Source organism: Faecalibacterium sp. AF28-13AC, assembly GCF_003478405.1.
Lineage (GTDB): Bacteria > Bacillota > Clostridia > Oscillospirales > Ruminococcaceae > Faecalibacterium > Faecalibacterium prausnitzii_E.
The window spans coordinates 193,512-215,279 of sequence record NZ_QUFG01000004.1 but is presented as its reverse complement, the minus strand read 5'-3'; the positions used below and the strand labels follow the sequence as shown (position 1 = coordinate 215,279).

Annotated in this window: 33 protein-coding genes and 2 tRNA genes; 1 reads left to right on the top strand and 34 read right to left on the bottom strand. The window is 51.5% G+C overall.

Annotation, left to right across the window (positions count from 1 at the left end):
• Nucleotides 1–5: 5 nt before the first annotated feature.
• The 26 genes from DWY95_RS07235 to DWY95_RS07125 all read right to left on the bottom strand — a co-directional run bounded on the left by DWY95_RS07235 (nt 6) and on the right by DWY95_RS07125 (nt 14,598).
• Nucleotides 6–3,989: a DUF5906 domain-containing protein gene (locus DWY95_RS07235; RefSeq protein WP_118552950.1), complete on the bottom strand. Its 3,984-nt coding sequence runs from the start codon at nt 3,987–3,989 to the stop codon at nt 6–8.
• Between the two features lie 35 nt (nt 3,990–4,024).
• Nucleotides 4,025–4,312 carry a hypothetical protein gene (locus tag DWY95_RS07230; RefSeq protein ID WP_118552949.1) on the bottom strand — a complete coding sequence of 96 codons (288 nt, stop codon included), beginning with the start codon at nt 4,310–4,312 and terminating at the stop codon, nt 4,025–4,027.
• 156 nt (nt 4,313–4,468) lie between these two features.
• Nucleotides 4,469–5,020: a hypothetical protein gene (locus tag DWY95_RS07225; RefSeq protein WP_118552948.1), complete on the bottom strand. Its 552-nt coding sequence runs from the start codon at nt 5,018–5,020 to the stop codon at nt 4,469–4,471.
• On the bottom strand, nt 5,017–5,550 hold the full coding sequence (locus tag DWY95_RS07220) for a hypothetical protein (RefSeq protein WP_118552947.1): 534 nt from the start codon (nt 5,548–5,550) through the stop codon (nt 5,017–5,019). The genes DWY95_RS07225 and DWY95_RS07220 overlap by 4 nt, the downstream gene beginning before the upstream one ends.
• Complete coding sequence (locus DWY95_RS07215) at nt 5,531–5,698, bottom strand: histidine kinase (RefSeq protein WP_118552946.1); 168 nt, start codon at nt 5,696–5,698, stop codon at nt 5,531–5,533. The genes DWY95_RS07220 and DWY95_RS07215 overlap by 20 nt, the downstream gene beginning before the upstream one ends.
• A 122-nt stretch (nt 5,699–5,820) precedes the next feature.
• On the bottom strand, nt 5,821–6,807 hold the full coding sequence (locus DWY95_RS07210; RefSeq protein ID WP_118552945.1) for a DUF6353 family protein: 987 nt from the start codon (nt 6,805–6,807) through the stop codon (nt 5,821–5,823).
• Between the two features lie 18 nt (nt 6,808–6,825).
• Nucleotides 6,826–7,440, bottom strand: coding sequence for a hypothetical protein (locus tag DWY95_RS07205; RefSeq protein WP_147365926.1), 615 nt, complete (start codon nt 7,438–7,440; stop codon nt 6,826–6,828).
• 70 nt (nt 7,441–7,510) lie between these two features.
• The gene (locus DWY95_RS07200) at nt 7,511–7,837 is read right to left on the bottom strand and encodes a hypothetical protein (RefSeq protein WP_118552943.1); all 327 of its coding nucleotides are present in this window, start codon (nt 7,835–7,837) and stop codon (nt 7,511–7,513) included.
• Between the two features lie 102 nt (nt 7,838–7,939).
• The gene (locus DWY95_RS07195) at nt 7,940–8,722 is read right to left on the bottom strand and encodes a DUF6353 family protein (protein WP_118552942.1); all 783 of its coding nucleotides are present in this window, start codon (nt 8,720–8,722) and stop codon (nt 7,940–7,942) included.
• Nucleotides 8,723–8,786: 64 nt separating this feature from the next.
• Nucleotides 8,787–9,011, bottom strand: a complete 225-nt coding sequence (locus DWY95_RS07190) for a hypothetical protein (RefSeq protein ID WP_118552941.1) — start codon at nt 9,009–9,011, stop codon at nt 8,787–8,789.
• 67 nt (nt 9,012–9,078) lie between these two features.
• Nucleotides 9,079–9,243 carry a hypothetical protein gene (locus tag DWY95_RS16995; protein ID WP_158577533.1) on the bottom strand — a complete coding sequence of 55 codons (165 nt, stop codon included), beginning with the start codon at nt 9,241–9,243 and terminating at the stop codon, nt 9,079–9,081.
• Nucleotides 9,244–9,248: 5 nt separating this feature from the next.
• Nucleotides 9,249–10,076, bottom strand: a complete 828-nt coding sequence (locus DWY95_RS07185; RefSeq protein WP_118552940.1) for a DUF6353 family protein — start codon at nt 10,074–10,076, stop codon at nt 9,249–9,251.
• 14 nt (nt 10,077–10,090) lie between these two features.
• Nucleotides 10,091–10,303: a hypothetical protein gene (locus DWY95_RS07180; protein ID WP_118552939.1), complete on the bottom strand. Its 213-nt coding sequence runs from the start codon at nt 10,301–10,303 to the stop codon at nt 10,091–10,093.
• A gap of 69 nt (nt 10,304–10,372) precedes the next feature.
• The gene (locus DWY95_RS07175; protein ID WP_147365925.1) at nt 10,373–10,600 is read right to left on the bottom strand and encodes a hypothetical protein; all 228 of its coding nucleotides are present in this window, start codon (nt 10,598–10,600) and stop codon (nt 10,373–10,375) included.
• Nucleotides 10,601–10,666: 66 nt separating this feature from the next.
• Nucleotides 10,667–10,894 (bottom strand): CTP synthase, encoded by a 228-nt coding sequence (locus DWY95_RS07170; RefSeq protein ID WP_118552937.1) that lies wholly within the window; start codon nt 10,892–10,894, stop codon nt 10,667–10,669.
• A gap of 33 nt (nt 10,895–10,927) precedes the next feature.
• A tRNA-OTHER gene (locus tag DWY95_RS07165) sits at nt 10,928–10,997 on the bottom strand.
• Nucleotides 10,998–11,111: 114 nt separating this feature from the next.
• Nucleotides 11,112–11,249, bottom strand: coding sequence for a hypothetical protein (locus DWY95_RS16990; protein ID WP_158577532.1), 138 nt, complete (start codon nt 11,247–11,249; stop codon nt 11,112–11,114).
• Between the two features lie 56 nt (nt 11,250–11,305).
• Nucleotides 11,306–11,608 carry a helix-turn-helix transcriptional regulator gene (locus DWY95_RS07160; RefSeq protein WP_118552936.1) on the bottom strand — a complete coding sequence of 101 codons (303 nt, stop codon included), beginning with the start codon at nt 11,606–11,608 and terminating at the stop codon, nt 11,306–11,308.
• Nucleotides 11,605–11,847, bottom strand: a complete 243-nt coding sequence (locus DWY95_RS07155; RefSeq protein WP_347562004.1) for a hypothetical protein — start codon at nt 11,845–11,847, stop codon at nt 11,605–11,607. The genes DWY95_RS07160 and DWY95_RS07155 overlap by 4 nt, the downstream gene beginning before the upstream one ends.
• Nucleotides 11,848–12,020: 173 nt before the next feature.
• Complete coding sequence (locus tag DWY95_RS07150) at nt 12,021–12,425, bottom strand: hypothetical protein (RefSeq protein WP_118552934.1); 405 nt, start codon at nt 12,423–12,425, stop codon at nt 12,021–12,023.
• 39 nt (nt 12,426–12,464) lie between these two features.
• A complete protein-coding gene (locus tag DWY95_RS07145; protein ID WP_118552933.1) occupies nt 12,465–12,716 on the bottom strand; it encodes a hypothetical protein in 252 nt (83 codons plus the stop codon).
• Between the two features lie 96 nt (nt 12,717–12,812).
• A complete protein-coding gene (locus DWY95_RS07140) occupies nt 12,813–13,043 on the bottom strand; it encodes a hypothetical protein (RefSeq protein WP_118552932.1) in 231 nt (76 codons plus the stop codon).
• A gap of 156 nt (nt 13,044–13,199) precedes the next feature.
• On the bottom strand, nt 13,200–13,346 hold the full coding sequence (locus tag DWY95_RS16985; protein ID WP_158577531.1) for a hypothetical protein: 147 nt from the start codon (nt 13,344–13,346) through the stop codon (nt 13,200–13,202).
• A 305-nt stretch (nt 13,347–13,651) separates the two neighbouring features.
• Nucleotides 13,652–13,948, bottom strand: coding sequence for a hypothetical protein (locus DWY95_RS07135; protein WP_118552931.1), 297 nt, complete (start codon nt 13,946–13,948; stop codon nt 13,652–13,654).
• 69 nt (nt 13,949–14,017) lie between these two features.
• The gene (locus DWY95_RS07130; RefSeq protein ID WP_118552930.1) at nt 14,018–14,431 is read right to left on the bottom strand and encodes a hypothetical protein; all 414 of its coding nucleotides are present in this window, start codon (nt 14,429–14,431) and stop codon (nt 14,018–14,020) included.
• Complete coding sequence (locus DWY95_RS07125) at nt 14,428–14,598, bottom strand: hypothetical protein (RefSeq protein WP_347562003.1); 171 nt, start codon at nt 14,596–14,598, stop codon at nt 14,428–14,430. The genes DWY95_RS07130 and DWY95_RS07125 overlap by 4 nt, the downstream gene beginning before the upstream one ends.
• Nucleotides 14,599–14,915: 317 nt before the next feature.
• Between DWY95_RS07125 and DWY95_RS07120 the strand changes: the two genes are divergently transcribed.
• Nucleotides 14,916–16,133 carry a tyrosine-type recombinase/integrase gene (locus tag DWY95_RS07120; RefSeq protein ID WP_118552928.1) on the top strand — a complete coding sequence of 406 codons (1,218 nt, stop codon included), beginning with the start codon at nt 14,916–14,918 and terminating at the stop codon, nt 16,131–16,133.
• A 182-nt stretch (nt 16,134–16,315) separates the two neighbouring features.
• On the opposite strand, the gene recO is transcribed toward DWY95_RS07120, so the two are convergent.
• The 8 genes from recO to yajC form a co-directional block, all read right to left on the bottom strand.
• Complete coding sequence (recO, locus tag DWY95_RS07115) at nt 16,316–17,062, bottom strand: DNA repair protein RecO (protein WP_118552927.1); 747 nt, start codon at nt 17,060–17,062, stop codon at nt 16,316–16,318.
• A gap of 213 nt (nt 17,063–17,275) precedes the next feature.
• Nucleotides 17,276–18,196, bottom strand: coding sequence for a GTPase Era (gene era, locus DWY95_RS07110; RefSeq protein WP_118552926.1), 921 nt, complete (start codon nt 18,194–18,196; stop codon nt 17,276–17,278).
• A 51-nt stretch (nt 18,197–18,247) separates the two neighbouring features.
• Nucleotides 18,248–18,739 carry an rRNA maturation RNase YbeY gene (gene ybeY / locus DWY95_RS07105; RefSeq protein WP_097792245.1) on the bottom strand — a complete coding sequence of 164 codons (492 nt, stop codon included), beginning with the start codon at nt 18,737–18,739 and terminating at the stop codon, nt 18,248–18,250.
• A gap of 51 nt (nt 18,740–18,790) precedes the next feature.
• Entirely contained in the window at nt 18,791–19,753 is a 963-nt protein-coding gene (locus DWY95_RS07100) for a PhoH family protein (protein ID WP_097792246.1), read from the bottom strand.
• 251 nt (nt 19,754–20,004) lie between these two features.
• Nucleotides 20,005–20,080: transfer RNA gene (locus DWY95_RS07095), tRNA-Thr, on the bottom strand.
• A gap of 83 nt (nt 20,081–20,163) precedes the next feature.
• A complete protein-coding gene (locus tag DWY95_RS07090) occupies nt 20,164–20,934 on the bottom strand; it encodes a hypothetical protein (protein ID WP_118552925.1) in 771 nt (256 codons plus the stop codon).
• 36 nt (nt 20,935–20,970) lie between these two features.
• Nucleotides 20,971–21,357 (bottom strand): TIGR04086 family membrane protein, encoded by a 387-nt coding sequence (locus tag DWY95_RS07085; protein ID WP_118552924.1) that lies wholly within the window; start codon nt 21,355–21,357, stop codon nt 20,971–20,973.
• A 64-nt stretch (nt 21,358–21,421) separates the two neighbouring features.
• Nucleotides 21,422–21,736, bottom strand: a complete 315-nt coding sequence (gene yajC / locus DWY95_RS07080; RefSeq protein ID WP_097792249.1) for a preprotein translocase subunit YajC — start codon at nt 21,734–21,736, stop codon at nt 21,422–21,424.
• Nucleotides 21,737–21,768: the final 32 nt, after the last annotated feature.

The window sequence follows — 21,768 nt, the reverse complement described above, 5'->3', positions numbered from 1 at the left end:
ATTTGTCACCTCACTTCAAAATTTCTTGCAGCTTCATCCTGAATATCATTCCAGGGAGGAGTCCCAGAATCATCGGCGGCGAACCATTCGAAGTCGCCGTATTTGGAGATCTCATCGACAGCTTCATTGACTTCCTTGTCGAAGTATGCCTTGTCGATATCGTCCTCCATGTGGAGTGAATAGACCGCCTCGCTTTCCAGCCAACGGTAATCCTTTGCTCCGGTCACAGAAGCATATTTCCGTTCACCGGTATCACTCAGGCCCGCTTCCCGCAGCAGCAGAGCACCACCCTTTCCCGGAATAATGGGGCAGAACTGACCGACACGTCCCACAAAAATATAATTGTGTTCGCCTTCGGGCAGGTCCTCATTTTTATCCAGATAGATGGCACCCTTCGACACAGTTTTGGTCTCGCAGAGGTCAGGAAACTCGATGGGTTCCTTCGAGAAGAGCGTCTTGAAGACATACGGCACCTGGAACTGTGTACCGGTGGCAGTCCATTTTCCGCCTTTCTTCTCGTTCTTTTCGGGAATATAACCGTACTGCGCTTTTGCCGTATCCGCATCGAGATACTTTGCAATATAAACGGCGTTGTTCACCAGGCACATCTTTTCATAGGTAGCCTCGTGTTCAAACGTGTACCCGTACTTTTTCGCAAAGTTCATGCAGAAGTCGATGATTTCAGGCGTGGCATCCGGGATTTTGATGGAATCCGTCTTGATGTGTGCCACGGTGAAACCACGCTGCTGCACCTCGTCCTGCAACGTGCGCATGAATAAAGCCCCTCGAAGCGCCACAATGTTGTTGACGTTCTTGGGGTTGCGGAACGGGTTGTCAAAGGTCGCGCTGGTCATCCCGTACACCATGTTGATGGCGATCTTCAGCGCCTGTGTCAAGGCTTTTGCCTGGCCAGGGTCATCCAGATACTTCGCAAGTTTTCCTCCGAACAGCTTCTTGGCCTTGTCGTACTCACCATGCTTTACATGAATACGCACGTCCATCAAGTCGCTGAACTGCTTGGTGTACTCGCCAAAGTAATTCATGGCCACTGCCGAATGCGGATGCATGGATGCTACGTCCAGCAGAGCGATGTTGTGGTACATCCCCGGCTCGGCATACACATAGCCGCCCATGCCGAGGTCGGTGCCGCGGAACATGTTGTGCATCTTTCCGTCATCACCGCGTACCCATTCGTAACCGGGAAACGCATTGATGATGTTCTGATCCGTCAAAATATCAGGCTCAACTTCCACCACCGAATCCGATTTACCTGTTGCCAGGTCGGTGTAGACCAGCTTCGGATGCTTCTCCCGCCCAAATATAATTCGGGCGGTTAGGCTGTTGGTCGTGTCGTTGACTGTCATTCCGGCAAGGTCTGCCAGAATCTCACGCGCAATGAAGTCCGCCTGCCGGTCTTTCGAATAGAACAGCGCTTCCGTTGCCAGAACGTCGTTGTCGCAATACTCCGCAACTTTGTCCCAAAGGCTCTTCGGCACCGGCTGGTCCCAGGGCAAGCCAAGCTCCTGATGGTGGATGCCCAGCTCGATCTCGAACTTCTTCAGGCTCTGTTTCTTCGATGAGAAGTCATAAATATCCGTATAGGATAAGTTATAGGCCTCACCAAAGAAGCCCGTATGCTGGTTGATGATCTGGTTCGACAGGGCGTAGATCTGCTCATTGGACATTCCCAGCATTCGTGCCCAGAGAATATGGTTGTCGTACTTGCGGTTGTTGAAACCGACCAGCCGATACTTTGTCAGCCCTTCGATCTCCGCCGGGCTAGGGTTGATCATCCGGTAGACTTTATCCTGCTTGGCAAACTTCCAGTTTACAAGCAGTAGGTTCGGAAACACCTCGCAGTCGAAAAATATCATGGGCTTTTCTTCCCCGGTCGGAGCGTTGCGCTCGATGTCATCTTTTGACTTGAAGTGCATTTTCGATACGATCTTGAGGCATGCGTCTGCCTGGTTGGTGCTGTTGGCCGCGAAGGCAAGGATCACATTCCGCATATCATCGATGTCATACGGCACGTTTCCTTCATACGCTTCCTCCACGATGTGCGCAATAAAGTCCACGCTGGGCTTGGTGTAGGGGCTGATTTCCTTGGCGAGTGCTTTCTTGATGAGAACACGCAGATGCCGCTCATCCTGAATCTGCTTTGTGTCAACCATTTTTTCTCCCTTCAATGGTAAGCCGCTGCTGATGTTTGCGATGGAAATATCATTGCATTTCGACAGTTTTCTCCGGAGCGAGGCCTTTCCCGTGAACACCTTCACCTCGATATTCTCGTCATAGATCCGGCTCAGTTTGGCCGCATCGCCTGTGTAAATATAATGTAGGTGGATTCCCGCACCCGATTTGCTCAGCTCTGCGTAGGTTCTGGGCCATTTGGATGCAGCTTCGAGGTTTCGCTCAAAGCTCTTTTTCCCGTCTGGCCCCGGAATATCAAAGTCGATCACAATGTGGTTCTCCGGGACTTTCACATAGTGCAGTCTCGATGTGTCCAGTACGCCCAGTCTGGTCCTGACATTCTCCCACTTTTGCAGGGGCGTGCCATTTTCGTTCGCATACTGTGCCAGACAATCCTTGCAAATATCATTGAAGAGAGAATGCTGCTCTTTGAAGTCAATCCAGGACGAAGGCGGGGGGTCATTTTTCGCAGACTCCCCCTGGGGGGTATCCGCAAATTCCTTGAACTTGTCCGCCTTGAAACCGCTGTAATAGCTGCGCACCCGCTCACCGTTCACATCGGTTTCCCGCTCCTTGTAATCCTCGAAGTAGTTCATCAGTTCTTCCCGGAAGGCACGGCGCGAATACGGATATGGCACGTTTGCAGCCGTATTGTATTCGTTGTACATTGCCCATGCCCGTTTCAGGGAGACACCGTTTTCCTTCTTGAAAATATAATAGGAATCCAGCATGAAGTTGTAGAAATCATTGGACGCACCCATCATACGAGTCGGAATATAATCGTCGTACAAACGTTTGTTCTTCTCGTACACTTCCTTGCAGTGGCAGGCGATCCCGCCAAGCTCAAAGTCCACCTTGCCCACCAGGTCGAGGTATTTCTTTGCCGGTATCTTTTCCCCGCTCGGATTCACGTCGATGAGCCGTCGGATCAGGCCCGATTTCGCATCGGTGATTTTGACCGGCTTGTTGGTGCCGAGAAACAGGAAGCACTTAAACTGGTTTGCATAAGCGCTCCGGAATTTCTCATTCACCATCATCGTCTCGTGGGAGACAAGCGAATTCAGCCGGGTATTGTCCTCGATGTGTGACAGGTCGCCGTCGTGCTGGATCGCGATCAGCGGGTTCGACTTGAACGCTTCCAGTGCAAACGCATTCGAAGATGATCCCAGCGCCTTCGAGTCGAAGGTGCCGCAGTACCCCTCGAACAGCTTCTCTACGATGTTCAACACCGTAGATTTGCCGCTTCCGGGCGGACCGTACAGCACAAGGAACTTCTGGATCTTTTTCGAGTCGCCATTGACGATGGCGCCGATGGCCCATTCGATCTTTTGACGCTCTTCCGGAGAATATAACGTGCCAACGAGCTCGTCGTAGGCGCTGATGCTCCCCTTTTCCAACGGATACGGCAGACGCTTGGACGCATAACTGTCCTTCTTGACCGGGGTGTTTGCAAATATCAATGTGTCGTCGAGGGTGTGATAGTTGTCCCGCATCTGCCGCTGGCAGTATCGGTGCCAGTTGTCGATCATGCCGGACTCCGCATCCCACATATGGAGCACCCGATAGCTGTCGTTGAGCAGCTGCTTGTGTTCCTGCACATAAATATCAAGCTCCCGGTCGATCAGCTGCAACGCATCCTGCTCCTCCGTGCTCCATAAACCGCGCTCTTCCAACCAGATCGCATAGAAATCAGAACCCCGGATCATCAAATCTTTGGATTTCTTGATGATGAATTTCGGGTAAATTTCGATCGTATTGCGTTTTCCCATCCGCGTTGCGATCATCAGGAAATCAATCATTGGCAACTGACTTCCTCCTTTCTACGAGGTCTGTGTCAGACTTCTTTTTTATCGACGCGGGCCTTACCGTCGCAGCACACGTCCTTCGGCCGCTGCTCTTCAAAGAGACGCGTCTCAGCGTTCCGTGCGCGCTCCTCTGCTTCCTTGCGCTTCTTTTCGCTCTCCTCCAGCATCGTGCAGGCCTTCATGCTGAGCCATGCCAGCCCGATGATGACCAGATTCTTGCGCATGCACTTACCGTTCAGGCGGCGGATGGTGTGGTTGGCCACCTCCAGCGCAGCCTTGCTGTTGCTCAGGTCGATCAAAATATCAGTCAGTTCCATTGTCAATTTTCCTCCAGTAATTCGGGTCAGCCAGAATCAGCCGACCAATGTTATTCTCGTCTCGACACGCCGTGATTCGCAGCATCACATGGGAATCGTCGAGTATCTTCTCAACGAATCCTTCCATAGGGATGCAGATTTTTGATTCATATGTCATCAAAACTCGTTCTCATTCAGATATGCCATCAGCTGATACCAAATATCAATCTGGCGCATATCTTCGGTCGGATGGGAAAGTGTAAAGAGGCCGCCTGCACCGTTCGGCTGGTAGTCTCTACTGTCGAATCGGTCCAGAATAAATTCAGCCCGATCCTCGCTGAAGCGGCTGTCGTCCATCGCAGCGAGGCCCAGGCTGACCACCATGTTCCAGAACCACTGGCCCACGCGGTTGCCAGCCGTCACATCTTCCATGATGTGTTCCTCCACACGGAGCGCGAGGCCCACCATCATTTCCAGCATACTGCATGGCTCACCGCCGAATGCCGCATCGATCTTCGCATACGGAATATCATTCTCCGTTGCAAATCGGTAACGCAGGTTGCTTCCATCCGTTGCCCGGCAGACGTCCATCTCGCATGCCGGGATGAATCTGCGGTTGTAGAGGAACATCAGCAGCCGGTGAAACGACAGGTTTCGCGGCTCCCATTCCCCGCAGACAATCTTATAGAGCCAGTCATAATACTGCTCTGTCAGCTTCGAAAAAGTCATTCATCTTCCTCCGATAAGACGTTTGCCCAGCACTGCTGAGCCTGAAGGATCTCGTAGTCCTTGTGATAGTTGTTGTTCCGCACATGGATCATGCTCGGCGCAAACTCACCAATGTGCTTCAGCGCCTCCGTACCGATGAGCGTCGGAATATCATCCTCGTCCACCGGTTTCGATTCGCCATCGAAAACCAGCGCGCCGTCCGTGTAATAGGTCAGGAAACTCGTCTCGTAATCATCGTTCTCGCCAAAGCGGTCCGGCTCGATGATCTCGATGGGCTCACAGGTGGCAATGGCTTCCGGGTCCGACTCGGTGCGGTACTTCCCGGCCAGCTGCTCGAAGCTCTTCTGCGTCGCCTTTTCCTCGATCGTCTGGTCCATCTCAGCCTCTTTCTGCTGGTAGTGCTCGCGGACATCCTCGATCTGATGGTCAGCGTACTCCTGATACTTTTTCAGGAGCATCCTGTGCATAAAGTAGGCGCCGCCCACAAAGCCCGCTGCAAATATCAACACGTCACGAATGGTCTTGTTCATCGTCTTCTCCTTTGATGCTCATCATGGTGAAAGCCAAACCGCCAAAGAAAAGGGAGACACTCATCAGAATGCCTCCCACGACATGGCGCTTGCGTTTGGTATCGGTCAGATAGTCTAGAAACAGAAACATATTTTCCAAACTGTCCATAACACCCTCACTCCGAAAGAACCGCCAGACCGGATACGAAACAGACTCCGGCCATGGCAGCAAAAACGTAAGAAAGTCTTTTCACGAATCTGGTCATAGCGTATTCCTCCAAAATATCAGTCTCAGATCTTGTCGATGATCGGGCCGTCGCAGTTGAACCGCAGCATCACAGAGCGCTCACCGCCGCTGATGAAACTGTTCAGAGCGTCGTCGCCCTCCACGTAGCTGGTGACGCCAAAATCTACATGGTTCTGCCGGGTCGGATCGTTCGGGTCATAGATCCAGCCCACGATCTGGCCTTCGGGCGTCTTCATGGTCACACCGCCGTGGGTGCCGATGCTGCTCAGAACGTCGTTCAGGAACAGATGCCCCTGCGTACGCAGACGCTTGTTCGCCGCCTGCTCCATCAGGAACAGATAATTCCGGTTCAGCATGTTGTCCGGCTGCCAGGTGTCCACCGTCTCGTCAAAGATGCAGGTGTAGGGGCTGGTGTGTGCCATGGCGACGTCCTTGTACTCCTTGATGGCCTCCTCAACGCCCTGCTCGTTGGTGTTCTTGCTCTCGATCTCCACGGCCTTGATGTTGTGCTCCAGTTCCTCCTGCACACGGCTGCCAAAGCGGTCTCCCACGCGGGTCTTGTATTCGTTGAATGCCTGATTCAGCGCGATATAAGCCGCCGTCAGGCTTGCATTTCGCTTGCTCATAATGTGGTGCGAGCCGAACATGCAGCCCAGCGAAGCTGCACCAAGGCCGACAGCAGGCGCGTAGACCTTGGCCAGCTTCAGGCCGGTCTGGATGTATGCCGTGGTGATGTCCTTCTTGAACTCCTTCTCGGTGTAGCTCTCGCCTTCGTCCAGCTGGAGCTCACCGTTTTTGATCTGGTCTTTCGCAGCGTGAATGCTCTCTACCGTTGCGTTGTGCTCAGCGAGAATATCCTGCGCCTTGATGGTCGCCTTGCAGGCCAGAACCGTCGCAGTTACGCCGCCGATGGCAGCGCCCACGATCATGATGGTCGGACTCGCCTTCTTCAGCTTATAGCCGTACTTGGATGCCGTGCGGGTCACAGTGGCCATGATCTCGTCTTTTTTGATGCTTTTCAGGAACTTCATAAATATCAATCCTTTCTATCAGTGCAGCGGTACGGGCTTCGGCAGAACCAGACGGTAGCCGCCCGGAATCCCCTTGATGTATGCCTGATCCAGCATATACCAGCCGTAGTTATAGTCCGTCGCCTCATTGGAAACGCCCATCAGGTCCCACAGGTCGCCCACGGTCACCTGCTTGTAGTCGCGGAGGGCGTTGTACATCTGGTTCAAAATATCATCCGCATCGCCACGGCATTCGAAGTCGATGTTCTGCAAACTCCGGCGCATCGGAGGGTTCGGATTCCCCTGCCGTCCGTTCTGATTGCCCGAATAATAGCGGTCATAACTGTTCCGCTGGGATGCAGAGCCGGAATATCCACCCGAACTCCCGCGGGAGCGGTCTTCGCCCCAGAGTGCAATGCTGATCGCCGAGTTGAAGATGCTCCACAGGCCGTTTTTGACCATTGGGACCAGATACTCCATCACGATGCGGTCTTTCACCGTTTTGAGGTCTTCCGCCAGAAAATCATTTGCGATCTTCTGAATGTCGTTCTGTTCCTTGACGGTCACCTTACCTTTGACGACCTTCTGGAACTTTTTCTTCGGTTCTGCTGGCTTCTGGCCAATGCTGGACTTCGGCATTTCTACTTGTGCCATACTGTCATCCTTTCAAAAAACAAAAAAGTAAGAGCCTACGATTTCTCGTAAGCTCTCGCTTTATCAAACATTACGCTTCCGTATTTTCTTCGTCAGAAGTTCCTTCGTTCGACTCAACTTCAATGACTTCGTTCTTCTTTGCCTTCTTCGAAGCCATCGCACCCTTGATGCGCTTGAATCCCTTCTTCGCCAGAGGGACACCATACTTCACAGCAATGCCCACGCCGAGCGCCACGCCAGCGCCAACCTTGACAATTGTGCCAAAGCTGACCCCAGCGCTGCTCTCGCAGTCGTTGTTGCAAGCAGGTTCCTCTCCCGTAACGGGAACAAGCGTCTCAACAGGAACGACCTCCGTAGAAGTCTCGTTTTCCATCATCACATTGTTCATTTCGTCCATAGTTCGTTACCTCTTTCTTTTATTAAAAGTTTATAATGTTGGAGTATTACCTCCATAAAGGAAGATGAATTTTTCGCGTCTGGCCGCGGGATGTCGAAAATATCAATACCCAAGCCACTTCGGCGGCGTCGCATAATCGAGCACCAGACAGGGCATCCCGTCCTCGTCCAGCTTCGAAGCATAGAACGTCTCGATCTCCAGCGTCGTATCGGTATCCCAGCCGAGCAGATCGCCGTTCCGGTTGTGCTCCATGCCCAGATAGTCGAACAGGTCATTTTCGGTCACCCGGAAATCACTGAGCAGCTGCTTGTTTGCACCGTTCAGGGCGCGTTCCAGTGCGTTCTTGCTCGTCCAGATATAATTCCCGGACAGGCTCTCCCAGCATTTGACCCGCTGGTCATAGGAAATATCATCCGATTTGACGCCCTTTGCCACCGGGATGTTCTTCGGTTCCGAGCATTTTGCCATCTTGTCCAGGGTAACTGCCTCGCGGATCTCCTGCTCTTTTTCCTTGCCAATGGTCTCCACGACCTTGTCCTGGTAGGTCTTCAGCGCAGATTCCGACAGTGTACAAGCCGCTGCCAGTGCTGCATTCCGGCGTTCATCCACATGGATGGCCCCAATGGTGCATGCAGCGCTCAGGCCCATGCTCACCGCTGTCGGAATATAAACCGGGCCTGCTGTCTTGATGATGGTCTTTGCATCGAGTTTTTCGACACCCAGTTCCTTCTTTTTCTCATCCAGCAGGATCATGGCCTTCGGGGTGGCCGTCACTGCAAAATAAACGGCCGTGATGCCGCCGGTAATGGCCAGTCCGCCCAGGATCTTGGATGCGTTCCGGCTCACGCTTCTCCGCGCTGCCTTTGCAAATGTTTTCAGGTTCATGTTCGTACCTCCGTAAAAATATAAAAAGAAAGAGCCTACGATTTCTCGTAAGCTCTCGCCTTTTTCAGATGTGTCCATTCTGCTTCAAATTCTCGAAGCGGATCTCTGTTTCCTTCTGACTGTCACGCTCCATCCGGATACAGTCTTCAATGTATTCGCACAGCCGAATCGGCTGCATGAACAGATACATTGCGATCGCGTTCAGCGTCCGCAGTCCGTTCAGTGCAGTGTGCTTCAGCAGCTTCACCATTGCCTGATCCAGAGTTGCATAATAATCATGGTTGTACATAAATATCAATCTCCTTTATTTGTCAGTTTGGATTTCTCTTCCATAAAGGAGCCTGAATTTTTCGCGTTTACAAGTTCTTTTCCGAAAGCTGACGGCGCACTTCTTCCTGCACCATGTCTTGCAGTTCCTCCTCGCTGCGCTGGTCCTCGATCAGGTCATGCCCGAAGCCCATGATTGCGCTTGCTGCCAGCATCGCCATGGATGCAACTTTCCACCAGTTGATATGCTTCATAAATATCAGTCTCCTTTGCTTTCCATGTAATCTTTATAAGGGTCGAAGTTCAAGTAATCTTCGATGGGTTCTTGGAATGCCGTCACATAATATACATCCAGCCCATCGTCCGTATGCTGCTTCTGATAATTAAAGTCGATCCAGTAATTATCCCACATCTCGCCGAGGTAATCGATACTCCAACCGCGATCGTCGAGTTCCGGCACGAAGTCCAGGTTCAGATATCCATAGAGTTCATTGAGCGCGATATACCCGTTGATGGCAAAGTCATGGTTGACTTCATAGAATGCCGTCAGCAGCTCGGCCTCCGTTGCATGGAAATATCTTTTGGATATCGGTTCGTAGCAAAGCAGCTTTTCAGTTGCAGCATTCTCGACGGTTCGATCTTTTTCCGTCATCTCGATGGACTTTGTCGTCTCAAAGATTGCGTTTTCCTGCTGGTCTCCAACCATCTGCCGAACCTGCGCCCGATAGGTCTGGTACGTCTTCCCCAGCGCCATGTACGCCGCCGTCAGGCTTGCGATCTGCTTCTTGTTCAGCGCATTGGAGCCCAGGATGCAGGCGATGGTGCCGCCGCCAAGAATTGCCGCCGGAACGTATGCCTTCCAGCATATCAGAACAATTTGTTTCTTTGTCAGTGGCTCCTCCACAATGCCCTGTTCATCTTCGTTGTATTTGCGCAAAGCCTCATCTACTTCGAGCAAATGTTTAGCCTTCGTAGTCGCCCGTCCGGACTCGATGGCCGTTGCTACCACACCTACAGATGCTGCCACCGCCAGAATAGTCCCGCCGTGCTTGCGTAAGAATCTCGCGCATGTTTTCGTCAGTTTCATAGTTCAACCTCCCATCACAAAATGATTTCACCGTAGAGAAGTTCATAAAGTCGATTGGACGCGGACAGATAGTTTTCGTAAATATCTGCGTCCGCACACATGCTCATGCAGTCCTCCGTGTTCTCCACCTTGGAATAGATCTGCTCAAGGTTTTCTTTGAGCGCTTGGAGTTCGCCTTTCGTCGCCGGGTCCGTGCAGCTCTGAATAATGTCGTCCAATGTTTTCATGATGTTCAGCCTCCATTTTGAAAAATAAAAGAGCCTACGATTTCTCGTAAGCTCAAGTTTGACTATTTCTCAAATATCCTTGTGATCTTGCCCCGAAAGCACTCCAGCAAAGTACGCCGTTTTCTTAAAGCTAAAACCATCATTCTGAAAACTCTTTTGAATATCATCATGAGTGATAGGATTGCCAATTGCCATGCCATGTGCAAATCCAATGCCTCCCAGCCATGTTAATTCCATAATGTTCCAAATCACAGCAGCTCCACCAATTGCGCATATAAGTTTCATTGCTTTTTTCATAAGTTCAACCTCCAAAAATATAATTCTGAGACTAATCATCTCATAAAGCATCGAGAAATTTTCGCGTCACAGTATGTCGATACTCCTCAGAATATCCACCAGATCCTTCTTGCTCATCTCGGCGTCGATATCCAGATGCACGTGAACTTTTTTCTCGTTCTCGCTGTATCCGGCAGAAATATCATTGAGATCGACGTTCACGCCGTCATATCCCCGCTTACGGATCGCATTCCGAACCGCGTCCGAAATAAGCCCACGCAGAAATGCAGACTGGATGTGCATAATGTCCTCCATAATGTAGTACCTCCAAAAAAAATATAAAAATGAAAAAGAGAATGGGCCTCGAACCCATAACCTCCACCCGAAAGTGGCGCTCTACCAATTGAGCTATCTCCTCCATAATAGAAGCTGAAATTTTCGCGTCTAAAAAAAGAAAGAGCCCATGCTTTCGCATCAGCTCTTCTCCGGGACGACCCAACTCAAGTTGTGTATACCGGTCTATCGTGAAATATCAGTCTTTCGACGGCCGGAATGCCCGACACAACAGACATACAATAAGCGTTACAATCGCCATTGCAATTGCTGTCATGATCATCTGCCCAACCGTAATCGAATAATTCCAAATTTTCTTAAAAATAGATTCGTTCATATTACATTCTCCTTTTTCTGGGCCTTTGTCCCATAAAGCACGGAGAATTTTTCGCGTTACACTCCAGTGATCCGATTTGCCCAAATATCATCCAGTTCCCTGCTGTCCAGTGTACATCCCAGCAGGCGCTTCGGACTCGTTTCCAGAAAACGCGCCAGCTGTTCCAGCCGTTCATTGCAGGGGATCGTGTATCCGTTGCACCAGAATCCCACACACGTCCGGGATACGCCCATCTCCTTTGCAAGGGTAGCCTGGCTGATCCGTCGCTCCTTCAGTTTCTTCTTCAGGTTCTCGCCGAACTGTGCCCGGTAGCGTCTGGGGTAAGAGGCTCGCACTTCGTGGTTGTTTTTCTCTGTCATATGATACTCCTGTCAAATACAGTCTCCCACCGTTCCCGCTTGATGGGCTTCATGCGCAATGCCCACATGATCTGGCGTACGGTCACGGTCGGATATTCTCCATTTTGATTTCTGCGCCCGGCATGGCTGTCGAAATATTCCTTGAATCCCCGCCGCAGATAGATCTTGTCGGTCAGCCATGGGTCGATGGCACTCCAGTAGGTCGATTTTGTCTTCTCGTTGAATCGCTGCTGGATCACACATAGCCCCCTCGCACCTTCCTTGTAAAGGGTGCACACACGGTACACAGGATGATTGCAGCGGTAGACACTTCCGTAATAACTCGTCCATTCATTGGGCGGCACTTCATGATATCGCATAAAAAATAAAGAGAGCCTGCGACTTTCGTCACAGACCCTCCTCGGTTCCTCCTTTATCTTCTGTCTGTAAAGCCTCTCTTGATCTCGTGTAAACCTTCACGCATTGCTCCGGAAAGCTGCGTCACACCGCCAGCCTCGCAGATCGACCAGTATACGGTCATCCCAATCGTGCCGACAAACGTCAATGCCTGCATCCCCAACTTTGCGATCTCAAGGTGGCGCGCCTTCGCAGCCTTCTCCTGATCATTGATGACTTCCTGCTCTTTTCGCCTCTCGTCATCCGTTTTCAGGTTCTGGTCGCTCTCCTGCGCCTCGCCCTTGAGCTGCATGTCATACAGCTTCAGTGCCGTGTTTGCCGCCGAATTGTACTCGTCCGTACCCGGTTCCAGGTCTTTGAGTTTCGCCAGCGATTGCTTCGCCGCTTCCATCAGCAATTCTTTGTTTTCGTAAGATTCCATTGATTTTCTCCTTTACAAAGTAAATTAGAGTTTCCTCCATTAAGCAGAATGTTTTTCTCGCGCCGAGATGCTCCGGACGTTCAACAGCACATGGTCCCGTCCCCGGATGTCATCCGGCGTCGTGTCCAGGTCCAGAAACATGTAATTCGGTGCGTCCTCGTCTCCCGGTGCGATCACAAGGTCTCCGACATCGTTCTGGCCCTCGCTCAGCTGGAAACCGATGGCCACGCCGATCAGAAGCCCCATCCCAAAGATCAGAACAGCAAAGATCATGCCAAGTTCAGCGTTCATTTTGAAATCTCCTTTGTACTACTATACCTGTGTTTACGGTCGTCTGCGTGATGAAAAAAATAAAAGAGCCTACGATTTCTCGTAAGCTCTCACGCCTTAGATGTCTCTGCGAATCATAAAGAGTTCGCCATTCGATACAATTACTCGAACCATTCCACGGCAGCGGATACGGTCGATTGCAACGTTGTAAGCTGCTCGTGCTGTCTCACTCGTAGCGTAGTCATGTTCCACAAACATCACTTTGCTACGGCTTTCGATAAACACGCGCAGTTTGTCCGTCGCATCGACATATCCTCTGTCGTACTTTCTCTTATTCATCTTGTTCATAATATCAATCTCCTTTCAAATTCCGGAAGACATCTCTTCCATAAAAGAAGCCGATTTTTTCGCGTTGTTTCGCAGCATTCTATGCTAGGTTAGAAAAATTCTATGTAAAAAGAAAAGAGCGTATGTTTCCATACGCCCGTTTTCCGGTAGAATCCATCAGCGGATACCACACCGAACATCATTCAGCATGAGGAGTTCTTCTCCTTCGTTCCAGCCAGCATACGGGTCGCTCATCGACTCGTTAAATGCCTTCAGGATCGAATTCATCATTTCCTCAAAACCATTCACAATATTCTTCAGCATAGTAGTTTCCTCCTATAATTGGTTTATTTCTTCCATAATAGGAGCTGAATTTTTCGCGTCTGCATAAAAAATAAGAGCCTGTGTTTCCACAAGCTCCATTTTGATTCAGTGCTTTTTCTTTGTTCTGCTTTTCACCTCGTTTGTCTTTGCTCCGATCAGCTTTGCCAGTCTGACCAGAATCACAACGATCAAAATCCAGATAATCAAGTTAAACATTTTTCATACCACCTTTCTCATAAAGGCGGCTGTATTTTTCGCGTCCAGATAAAAAGAAAGAGCCGCAGATTTCTCCACGGCTCTCGCCTTTAGCAAACGATGTAGTTCGTCGGTTTGGTTACATACTCGATGATTCCTGCTTTCTTCAGCAGCTCAAAGTCTCGTGCAATGCCGCACAGGTCATAGTTTTCGAGACTGAGCTGATACTCGCATTTCTTATGATCCTTATCACCACAGCTTCCCAGCTTGTTTACCAGCGAATCAGCGATTCGATGGTCAATCACGCAGTTCCTGAGGATGATCTCTTTCATAAGATTGCGACGATCAGTCATATCGTCAACACCCTTCACGACAATGTACATAACGGTCTTTTTTGCCTTAAACACAATAAAATCTCCTTTACATAATCAAATTTTCGTGAACTTTCGTCCATAAAGGAGCCTGAATTTTTCGCGTCATCCGCGTTCTTTGCTGAGAAGCCAGAAAAAATAACGGTAATATTCGTAGTAAAGTTCCCTACAGCAGGGGCACCCGTTTGCCCGCAGTGCATCGTAGCCGAGTCCCTCCGTGACCCCTCTTAATAAGTACGGCCCGACCGCTGAATCGAATTGCCGCATGCACCCTTCCAGAATATCAATATGGCTTGAGTAATAGACGCGTGCAAGCGCCTGGCGCTCCGTCTGGCTTTCCGGAGGGTCCCCTTTGAGGATTCCCGAAATATCGCTGGGTGAAAGCTGCCATCCGTCGATGTAGTTGAGTGCTTTTTTCCAGTCATCGTACTGGCGGCAGAAGTGCTTGAGCTCGTAGTACCGTTCTGCCGGAATATAATAGGGGTTTTTCTTCGAAAGTTTGGCCCGTTCTCCTTTCATTTCTCGCCCCTCCATTCGTAGCCAGTCTGTTCGTAGAGGAGCTTCGGCGAAATATAATAGCTGATCCGACCATACTTCGAGTCCATCTGCCGGACGTCTGTCACAGTGTGCCCGTTCCGTGTTGCCTGGCCGATCGGCAGCCAGCCTGCAATGATTCCAGCTCGCACCCATGCAGGGTCTCGTCCATAGACCCTCGCAGCCACACGCACCGGTACAGACCCCAATTTTAATTTCGCTTTGTCCATTTTTACGTTACTCCTTTTTACTTATTCTAAGAGCATTTTTCTGCATCTTAGGTTCAAAAGGATATTACCTGACAAAGTGGTCGTCTGCGTGATGTATTTTTTTCTTTTTGCCCTCAAAGGATTGACAATGAAATATTCATCGTTTAACCTAGAATAGCTTTTCAAAAATAAAAAGCCCGATTTTTTTCGAGCTTTCCATTTTGATTTGCGGTATTCTATAAAATTGTAAGGAGGTACCTATGTTAAAACCATGCCCCGAATGTCACAAGAAGGTGAGCGACCAAGCTGTTGCATGCCCTCACTGTGGCTACCCGCTAAAAGCACGACAAAAACCAGTGTATGCAAAAACATCGCAAAAGCATATGCGGCTTCCAAATGGATTTGGCCAGATCACAGAGATTCAAAATGCGCGTCTTAGGCGTCCATTTCGTGTAATGGTCACCGTCGGAAAATCGCCAGAAGGCCGTCCAATTGTCAAGCCACTTCAGCCAGTAGCCTATTTTGCGACTTATAATGAAGCGTATCAAGCACTTGTCGAATATCATAGAAATCCGTTCGATCTTTCCAATCTTGTCACGATGGATGAACTATACGCGCATTGGTATGAGGAACGAACAAGAAACGCCTCTCCGCAGGCTCTCCGGCAATATAATTCCGTTTGGGCGTACGCCGAAGAACTTCACGCCATGCCAATTCGAAGTGTCCGTGCCTGCGATCTCAAGAAGGTCATCATGACAGCCCATCGAACAATTCATGGAAAAGAACGTGCAGCATCTAACAATACGCGAAGCAAGATGAAATCAACATTCGACCAGCTGTTTGATTATGCAATGGCAAACGAGCTGGTAGATAAAAACTGTGCGCGGACGTTTTCGCTCAATATCGAGGCACCAGTCGTCCACAAAGAACACCTTACCTATACAGATGAAGAAATAGACCTTCTGTGGAAAAATATTGATCTTCCATTTGTCGACATTGTGTTGATTCAATGCTATTCGGGATGGCGGCCACAAGAACTTCTGAATCTGAAAACATGTAATGTTGATCTCGAAAAGAAGAGTTTTCAAGGTGGAATGAAAACAAAGGATGGCAAAAACCGCATTGTTCCGATTCACTCTCGGATTTATCCGCTTGTTGAAAAACACTATCTTGAATCGGTAAACGACAACAGTGAATATCTCATCACGCAGCACTTTCGCAGCACAACAAGGGTAATCCAGATGAACTACGATACCTACCTGACCGGGTTGCAAGCGATTGTGAAAGAACTTGGTTTGAATCCGGAACATCGTCCTCACGATGCACGTGTAAGATTTGTCACCGCTGCCAAGAAAGCTAAAGTAGATGAATACGCAATCAAGATCCTCGTTGGGCACCATATTCAGGATATCACCGAAAAGACATATACAAAACGTGACCTTGATTGGATGCGCGACGAAATCGAAAAAATCAATTAAAAATCCATATTGGGTTTATTCTAGCGACACGACTCCAGAAATAGAATTACTGTACGAATTACTTCATTTTCATGGCCTTTTATTGAACCTTTTTTCGAAAAATAAAACGTAGTTAAAATGTTTTTGACTTGTATCAACTCCGAGCAGTTTCCATAGTAATGATCCCTTTAGAATTTGTTCGGTCAGGGCAGAACGGATTTCAGAAATGAATAGCTCTTCAGCGGCTTGTCGAGGTGGGTCAGCGCGTATTGCTCTGCCACCGCCGACAGCTTGGCCAGACTGCCGACCGAGATCTTGAATGCAAATATTTTTTTGTCCTCTACGAGGCAGATGTGCCGCAACGCATACAGCGCACCGGCGTCCAGGTTGCACGGCTTCCCTGCCTTCTGCGCACAATCCGGGCAGAGCAGATAGCCCTCCTGCGGGTCGAGATAAAACGACGCATCGTCATACTTTCCGCACGCATTGCAGCAGGCAAGCTGCGGCAAAAAGCCGCACTCGCTCATGGTGCGCAGCTCGAACACTGCCTTGATGACGCGCAGATCCGCTTTCTGGCGGCTGATCATGTACAGGCAGTTGAGCAGAAGCCGAAGCTCCTTGCCCGCTTCGGTGCCGGTCGGCGAGAGCGAGACCGCCATCTCATCCAGATACATGGCAAGCCCCATCCCCTCGATGGAGGAAGAAACTCCGTGGAAAATGGTGTTGACCGAAGCCTCCCGGACCGTGTACATATTCCGCCCCGGAACAAGGACAAATTCCGAGTAACAAAAAAGCCCGCAGGCGCTGAATAATTTACTCTTCAGCCGCAGGCTGTTCGGCGCCGAAGCCGAGATCACACCAAGCTCCGGTGTCAGGATGGTCAGGATCCGGTCAGCCTCTTTGTACCGGGTCTCCCGCAGGACGAGCCCCATCGTTACGATCGTATCCATCAGTATCTTCTCCTGCCGGAACAGCAGGCTGTTCCGCGTTCTGCTGCCTGTAATCCAGGTAGCGGAGGATGTTTCCGGTGCAGGCAAATGCCTGCCAGCGTGCGTCAGCGTCCATAGGCCTCCCCTTTCTGCGCGGCAGATGCCGCCCATGATAGTGTTGCCTTTATCCTAGCGCACCACCCGTGGAAAATCTGTCCGAATCGCGGCGCAGGCTCAGCGATTGTTCGGGTTCTGTTTGAAGCCAAAGTTGTTCAGCAAAAACTCATTGTCACGCCAGTCGGCTTTGACTTTGACCCAGCACTGCAGGTTGATACGGCAGCCGAGGAACTCCTCGCAGTCTGCACGGGCCGCGCTGGCAATCTTTTTCAGCATCGCGCCGCCCTTGCCGATGACCATGCCCTTGTGGCTCTCACGTTCGCAGTAAATGTTGACGTCGATGTCCACAAGGTCGGTTCCGGGACGCTCTTTGAAGCGCTCCACCACGACAGCGATGCCGTGCGGGATCTCGTCCCGCATGAACAGCAGCGCCTTTTCGCGGATGACCTCAGCCACCAGCTCTTTTTCGGGCATGTCCGTGTAGGCGTCATCGTCAAAATAGTGAGGGCCTTCTACCGCATACTGGCTCAGCGCATCAAACAGCTCCTCGCAGCGGTCATCGGCGCGGACGCTGACGGTATAGATGGCATCAAAGACACCGAGCGCCTTCAGCTCTGCCTTGCGGGCTTCAAGGTCCGCCGGGTCTTTGACGAGGTCGGTCTTGTTGATGACGGCAATGGCCGGGCCGCCGCTGCTGCGCAGAGCGTCCACCAGGACCATTTCCGGCTCATTGAGTGCACCGTACGGCTCAAACAGCATCATGGAAACATCGACGTCCGCGATGGAATCGCTGGCCGTCTTGTCCATCCGTTTGCCCAGTTTGTTGTGTGCCTTGTGTACGCCCGGCGTATCGAGCAGGACATACTGCAACGGCCCGCGCGTCACCACACCGGTGATGCGGGTGCGGGTCGTCTGGGGTTTGGAGGTGACGATGGCTACCTTCTCACCGACCAGACGATTTGTCAGGCTGGATTTGCCGACGTTCGGCCGGCCGATGACGGCCACAAAGACCGAAGAGGTCTCATAATGCTGCTGCATTGGGGCTGCGTTTTTCAAAATAGAACTCCTATCCCTTCCAAGGCTTCTGTGTTATTCCGTGTAGCTGACCGTGCGGGGCAGACCGAGCTGGGTCAGCACGGCCTCTTCCTTCTCGCGCATTCGCATGGCTTCCAGACCGCCGTTCTCGTGGTCATAGCCCAACAGATGCAGCATCGAGTGCACCGTCAGGAAGGCGACTTCGCGCTGCAGCGGATGACCGTAGAGCGTGGCCTGTTCCTGTGCGCGCTCCATGCTGATGACGATATCGCCCAGCATCTTGCAGCCGTTGTTCTCATCGACATCGTAGACGCCGTTTTCGCCCAGAGGAAAGCTCAGAACGTCCGTGGGCATGGGTTTGTTGCGATACTGGTTGTTCAGCTCCGCAATGGAGGCGTTGTCAACGAAGGTCACGCTGATCTCAGCAGGGTCATCGAAATGTTCATATTCCAGCACGGCGTTGCAGGCACGGCGGATCAGGATGCGGAGGCCCGACGGGACCTTCACAGCCTTCTGGGAATTGGTGATCAAAACTTTATTGGACATAACAGTCCGCTCCTTTCTTTTTATGCTGCCTTTTTGAAAGCGTTATGGCTCTCAGCGCTTGGCGGGGTGCGCGGCGGCTTCGTATGCTTTGATGATCTCCTGGACCAGACGATGACGCACAACATCCTTTTCGGTAAAGTAGCATTGTGCGATGCCGTCCACATTTTTCAGGATCTGCAGCGCGTCCACAAGACCGCTGCGGGTACGGTCGGGCAGGTCGATCTGTGTCACATCGCCGGTCACGACCACTTTGGAACCTACACCCATACGGGTCAGAAACATCTTCATCTGTTCGGGGGTGGTATTCTGCGCTTCGTCCAGAATGATAAACGAGTCATCCAGGGTGCGTCCACGCATGTATGCGAGCGGCGCGACCTCGATGATCTGCTTTTCCACCAGACGCTCGTACGTTTCGGCCCCCAGCATATCGAACAGACCGTCGTAGAGCGGGCGCAGATAAGGGTCTACCTTCTGCTGCAGGTCGCCCGGCAGAAAACCAAGCTTCTCCCCTGCTTCCACCGCCGGGCGGGTCAGAACGATGCGAGAGACGTCTTTTGCCTTAAAGGCTTTGACGGCCATTGCAACGGCCAGATACGTTTTACCCGTACCCGCCGGGCCGACGCCAAAGGTCACTGCATTCTTGCGGATGGCGTTGAGGTATTCCTTCTGCCCAAGCGTTTTGGGGCGGATCGGACGCCCCTTTACGGTGACGGTCACGAAATCCTCCGTCAGCTCTTTGACGCGCTTTTCCTCGCCATCATGCGCAAGGCTCAAGCAATAGCGCACGGTCTGCTCTTCCAGCGGGGTATGATTCTCGATCAGAAGGAGCATCCCCTCAATGGCACGTGCCGCAGCGGCAACATTGGCGCTTTCACCCGACAGGCGAAGCATTGTGCCGCGGCAGACAGCCGTGACGGAAAACTCTTTCTCCAACAGGCGGATGTTGCGGTCACAGTTGCCAAAAACCGCCGCCGCGATCTCCACACTATCCAGTTCGATGCTCTTTTCAGCCATACGGCTCCTCCCGAAATCTCAATAGAATTCCATATTTATTGTACCACCAAAAGTGCAAGAAGAAAACTGTGAAAATTGCACAAAATTTTAGCGAAGGAATCTATCAGGCAAAAACTCGATGCAGATCATTAGAAAATGTTGCCGACAAGACCATGTTGCAAAAAGTGTTACAAAAAATTTGGGGTAGTACTTTATAAACGAGAAAAAGTCCTACGAATTTCGCAAAATCTAGCGATAATTCGTAGGACTTTTGGAGCTACTGATCCGATTCGAACGGACGACCTGCTCATTACGAGTGAGCTGCTCTACCGACTGAGCCACAGTAGCAGACCAATGTTCTGCAACGTGATGTATTCTACCATAAAAGCCGGTGAGTGTCAAGATGAGAATTTATTTTTTGCGCGAACTTCTTAGAACCCCTTCATCTGCCCGCACAGATACAGCATCCCCGTTGCGGCACCGCAGATGGGAAGCAGGAGAAACAGTGTGCGGACGAACTGGCCGACCAGGCTCCAGGCTCCGGCGGAGTAAAGCGACGTTCCGAAGGAGCAACGCTGGATCTTTCCACTGACCTGCAGCGCCAGCGCGCCGAACAGACACAAACAGCCGGCGGCAAGCGCGGTCGGAAGCCCGGATGCGGCGGAATAGACCAACAGTGCCTTCCAGTTCAGATTGGTCAACAGCTGAAAGGACAGCATCCCTGCCCCGGCCCCATAGAGGATCAGGAAACAGAAAATGGGCAGAGAACCAATTGCGGACAGACCCAGCAGAAGCAAAACGGTCAGCGCCCCGGAGGCGGTCAGAAGTTCCGTCCGGAAAAGGCCCATTGCCTGAGCCGCCGTTTCCGCTGCAAAGGAAGTCCGCCAGCAGCTGAGATAATAGTCGAGCGTTTCCAGCTCACCGGCGCTGCACAGAGCAGACAGAACACCCGCAAGAAAGGTCCCGAACAAATACGCACCCGCCAGCAGGATGCAGCTGTGATCGGCTCGCAGAGAGCGTTTCCGGGGCGTTTCCATCAGCTCCGGAACGGCCGGGACCGCTTGCGATGGCCCTTCCGCCGGGAACGGCTCGTTTGGTTCCGGAAGCGTAACTTTGGTTTTGAGCGGGGTGCTGTCCGGCACAGACGGTGCAGACAGCGGTTCCAAGGGTTCGGACGATTCTGGCTTCTGATAGACCCACATCTTTGAACTCCTCCTGTTTTGTGCTCTCGAATCGTTTCAGTGGTGCCGCCGTTCGGTGTGCAACATCCCGAAGATGCCGCCCAGACAGCCAAATAAAAACACCAGTGCAAACCGCACAAGCTGCATTTCTGCGGGTGCAAACCCGGCATAGAGACCAAACCCGGTCAGGAGCAGTACGAACATTGCCCCCTGGATGGCTCCACAGACCAGCCCGCGGCTGCGCTGAAAAAATGCAGCCAGCCACCCGCTGAACAGGCTACCTGCGCAGACTGCAGCGCTTGCCATCGGCCAGGCCGCAGCCTGCGAAAGCCCATGCCGGGCCATGAGATACGCCAGCCCTGCCATGCAGGCACCGGCAAACGCGCCGCCGATGCCGAACGCCAGCAGCGCCGCCCCTACGGAGATCTTCTTTTGTTCAGACATAAAAACGCGCCTCCCTGCACTACTGTATGCAGGAAGGCGCGTGAAAAAGTACCGGGTCTTGAAATTACTTTTTAGCGGGAGCGTTGTCCATGTTCAGCTTCTCAACAGAGCTGATGGCATTTTTGGTGAAGCGGATCTTCACGCGGTCAGCGCCGGTCTCCAGAACGAAGGTGTCGTCCTTGATGGCAACCACACGACCGATCACACCGCCGATGGTAGTGACCTGATCGCCGATCTCCAGAGCAGCACGCATGGCAGCGTCCTTCTTCTCCTGCTTCTTCTGGGGACGATAGATCATGAAATAGAGCAGAACCAGCATCAGAGCCAGGGTGAAGAACAGGCTGATGTAGCTTTCGGTCGTAGTCGTCAGAAATTGCATGGGCAAAATCTCCTCTCAAAATTCAGATAATC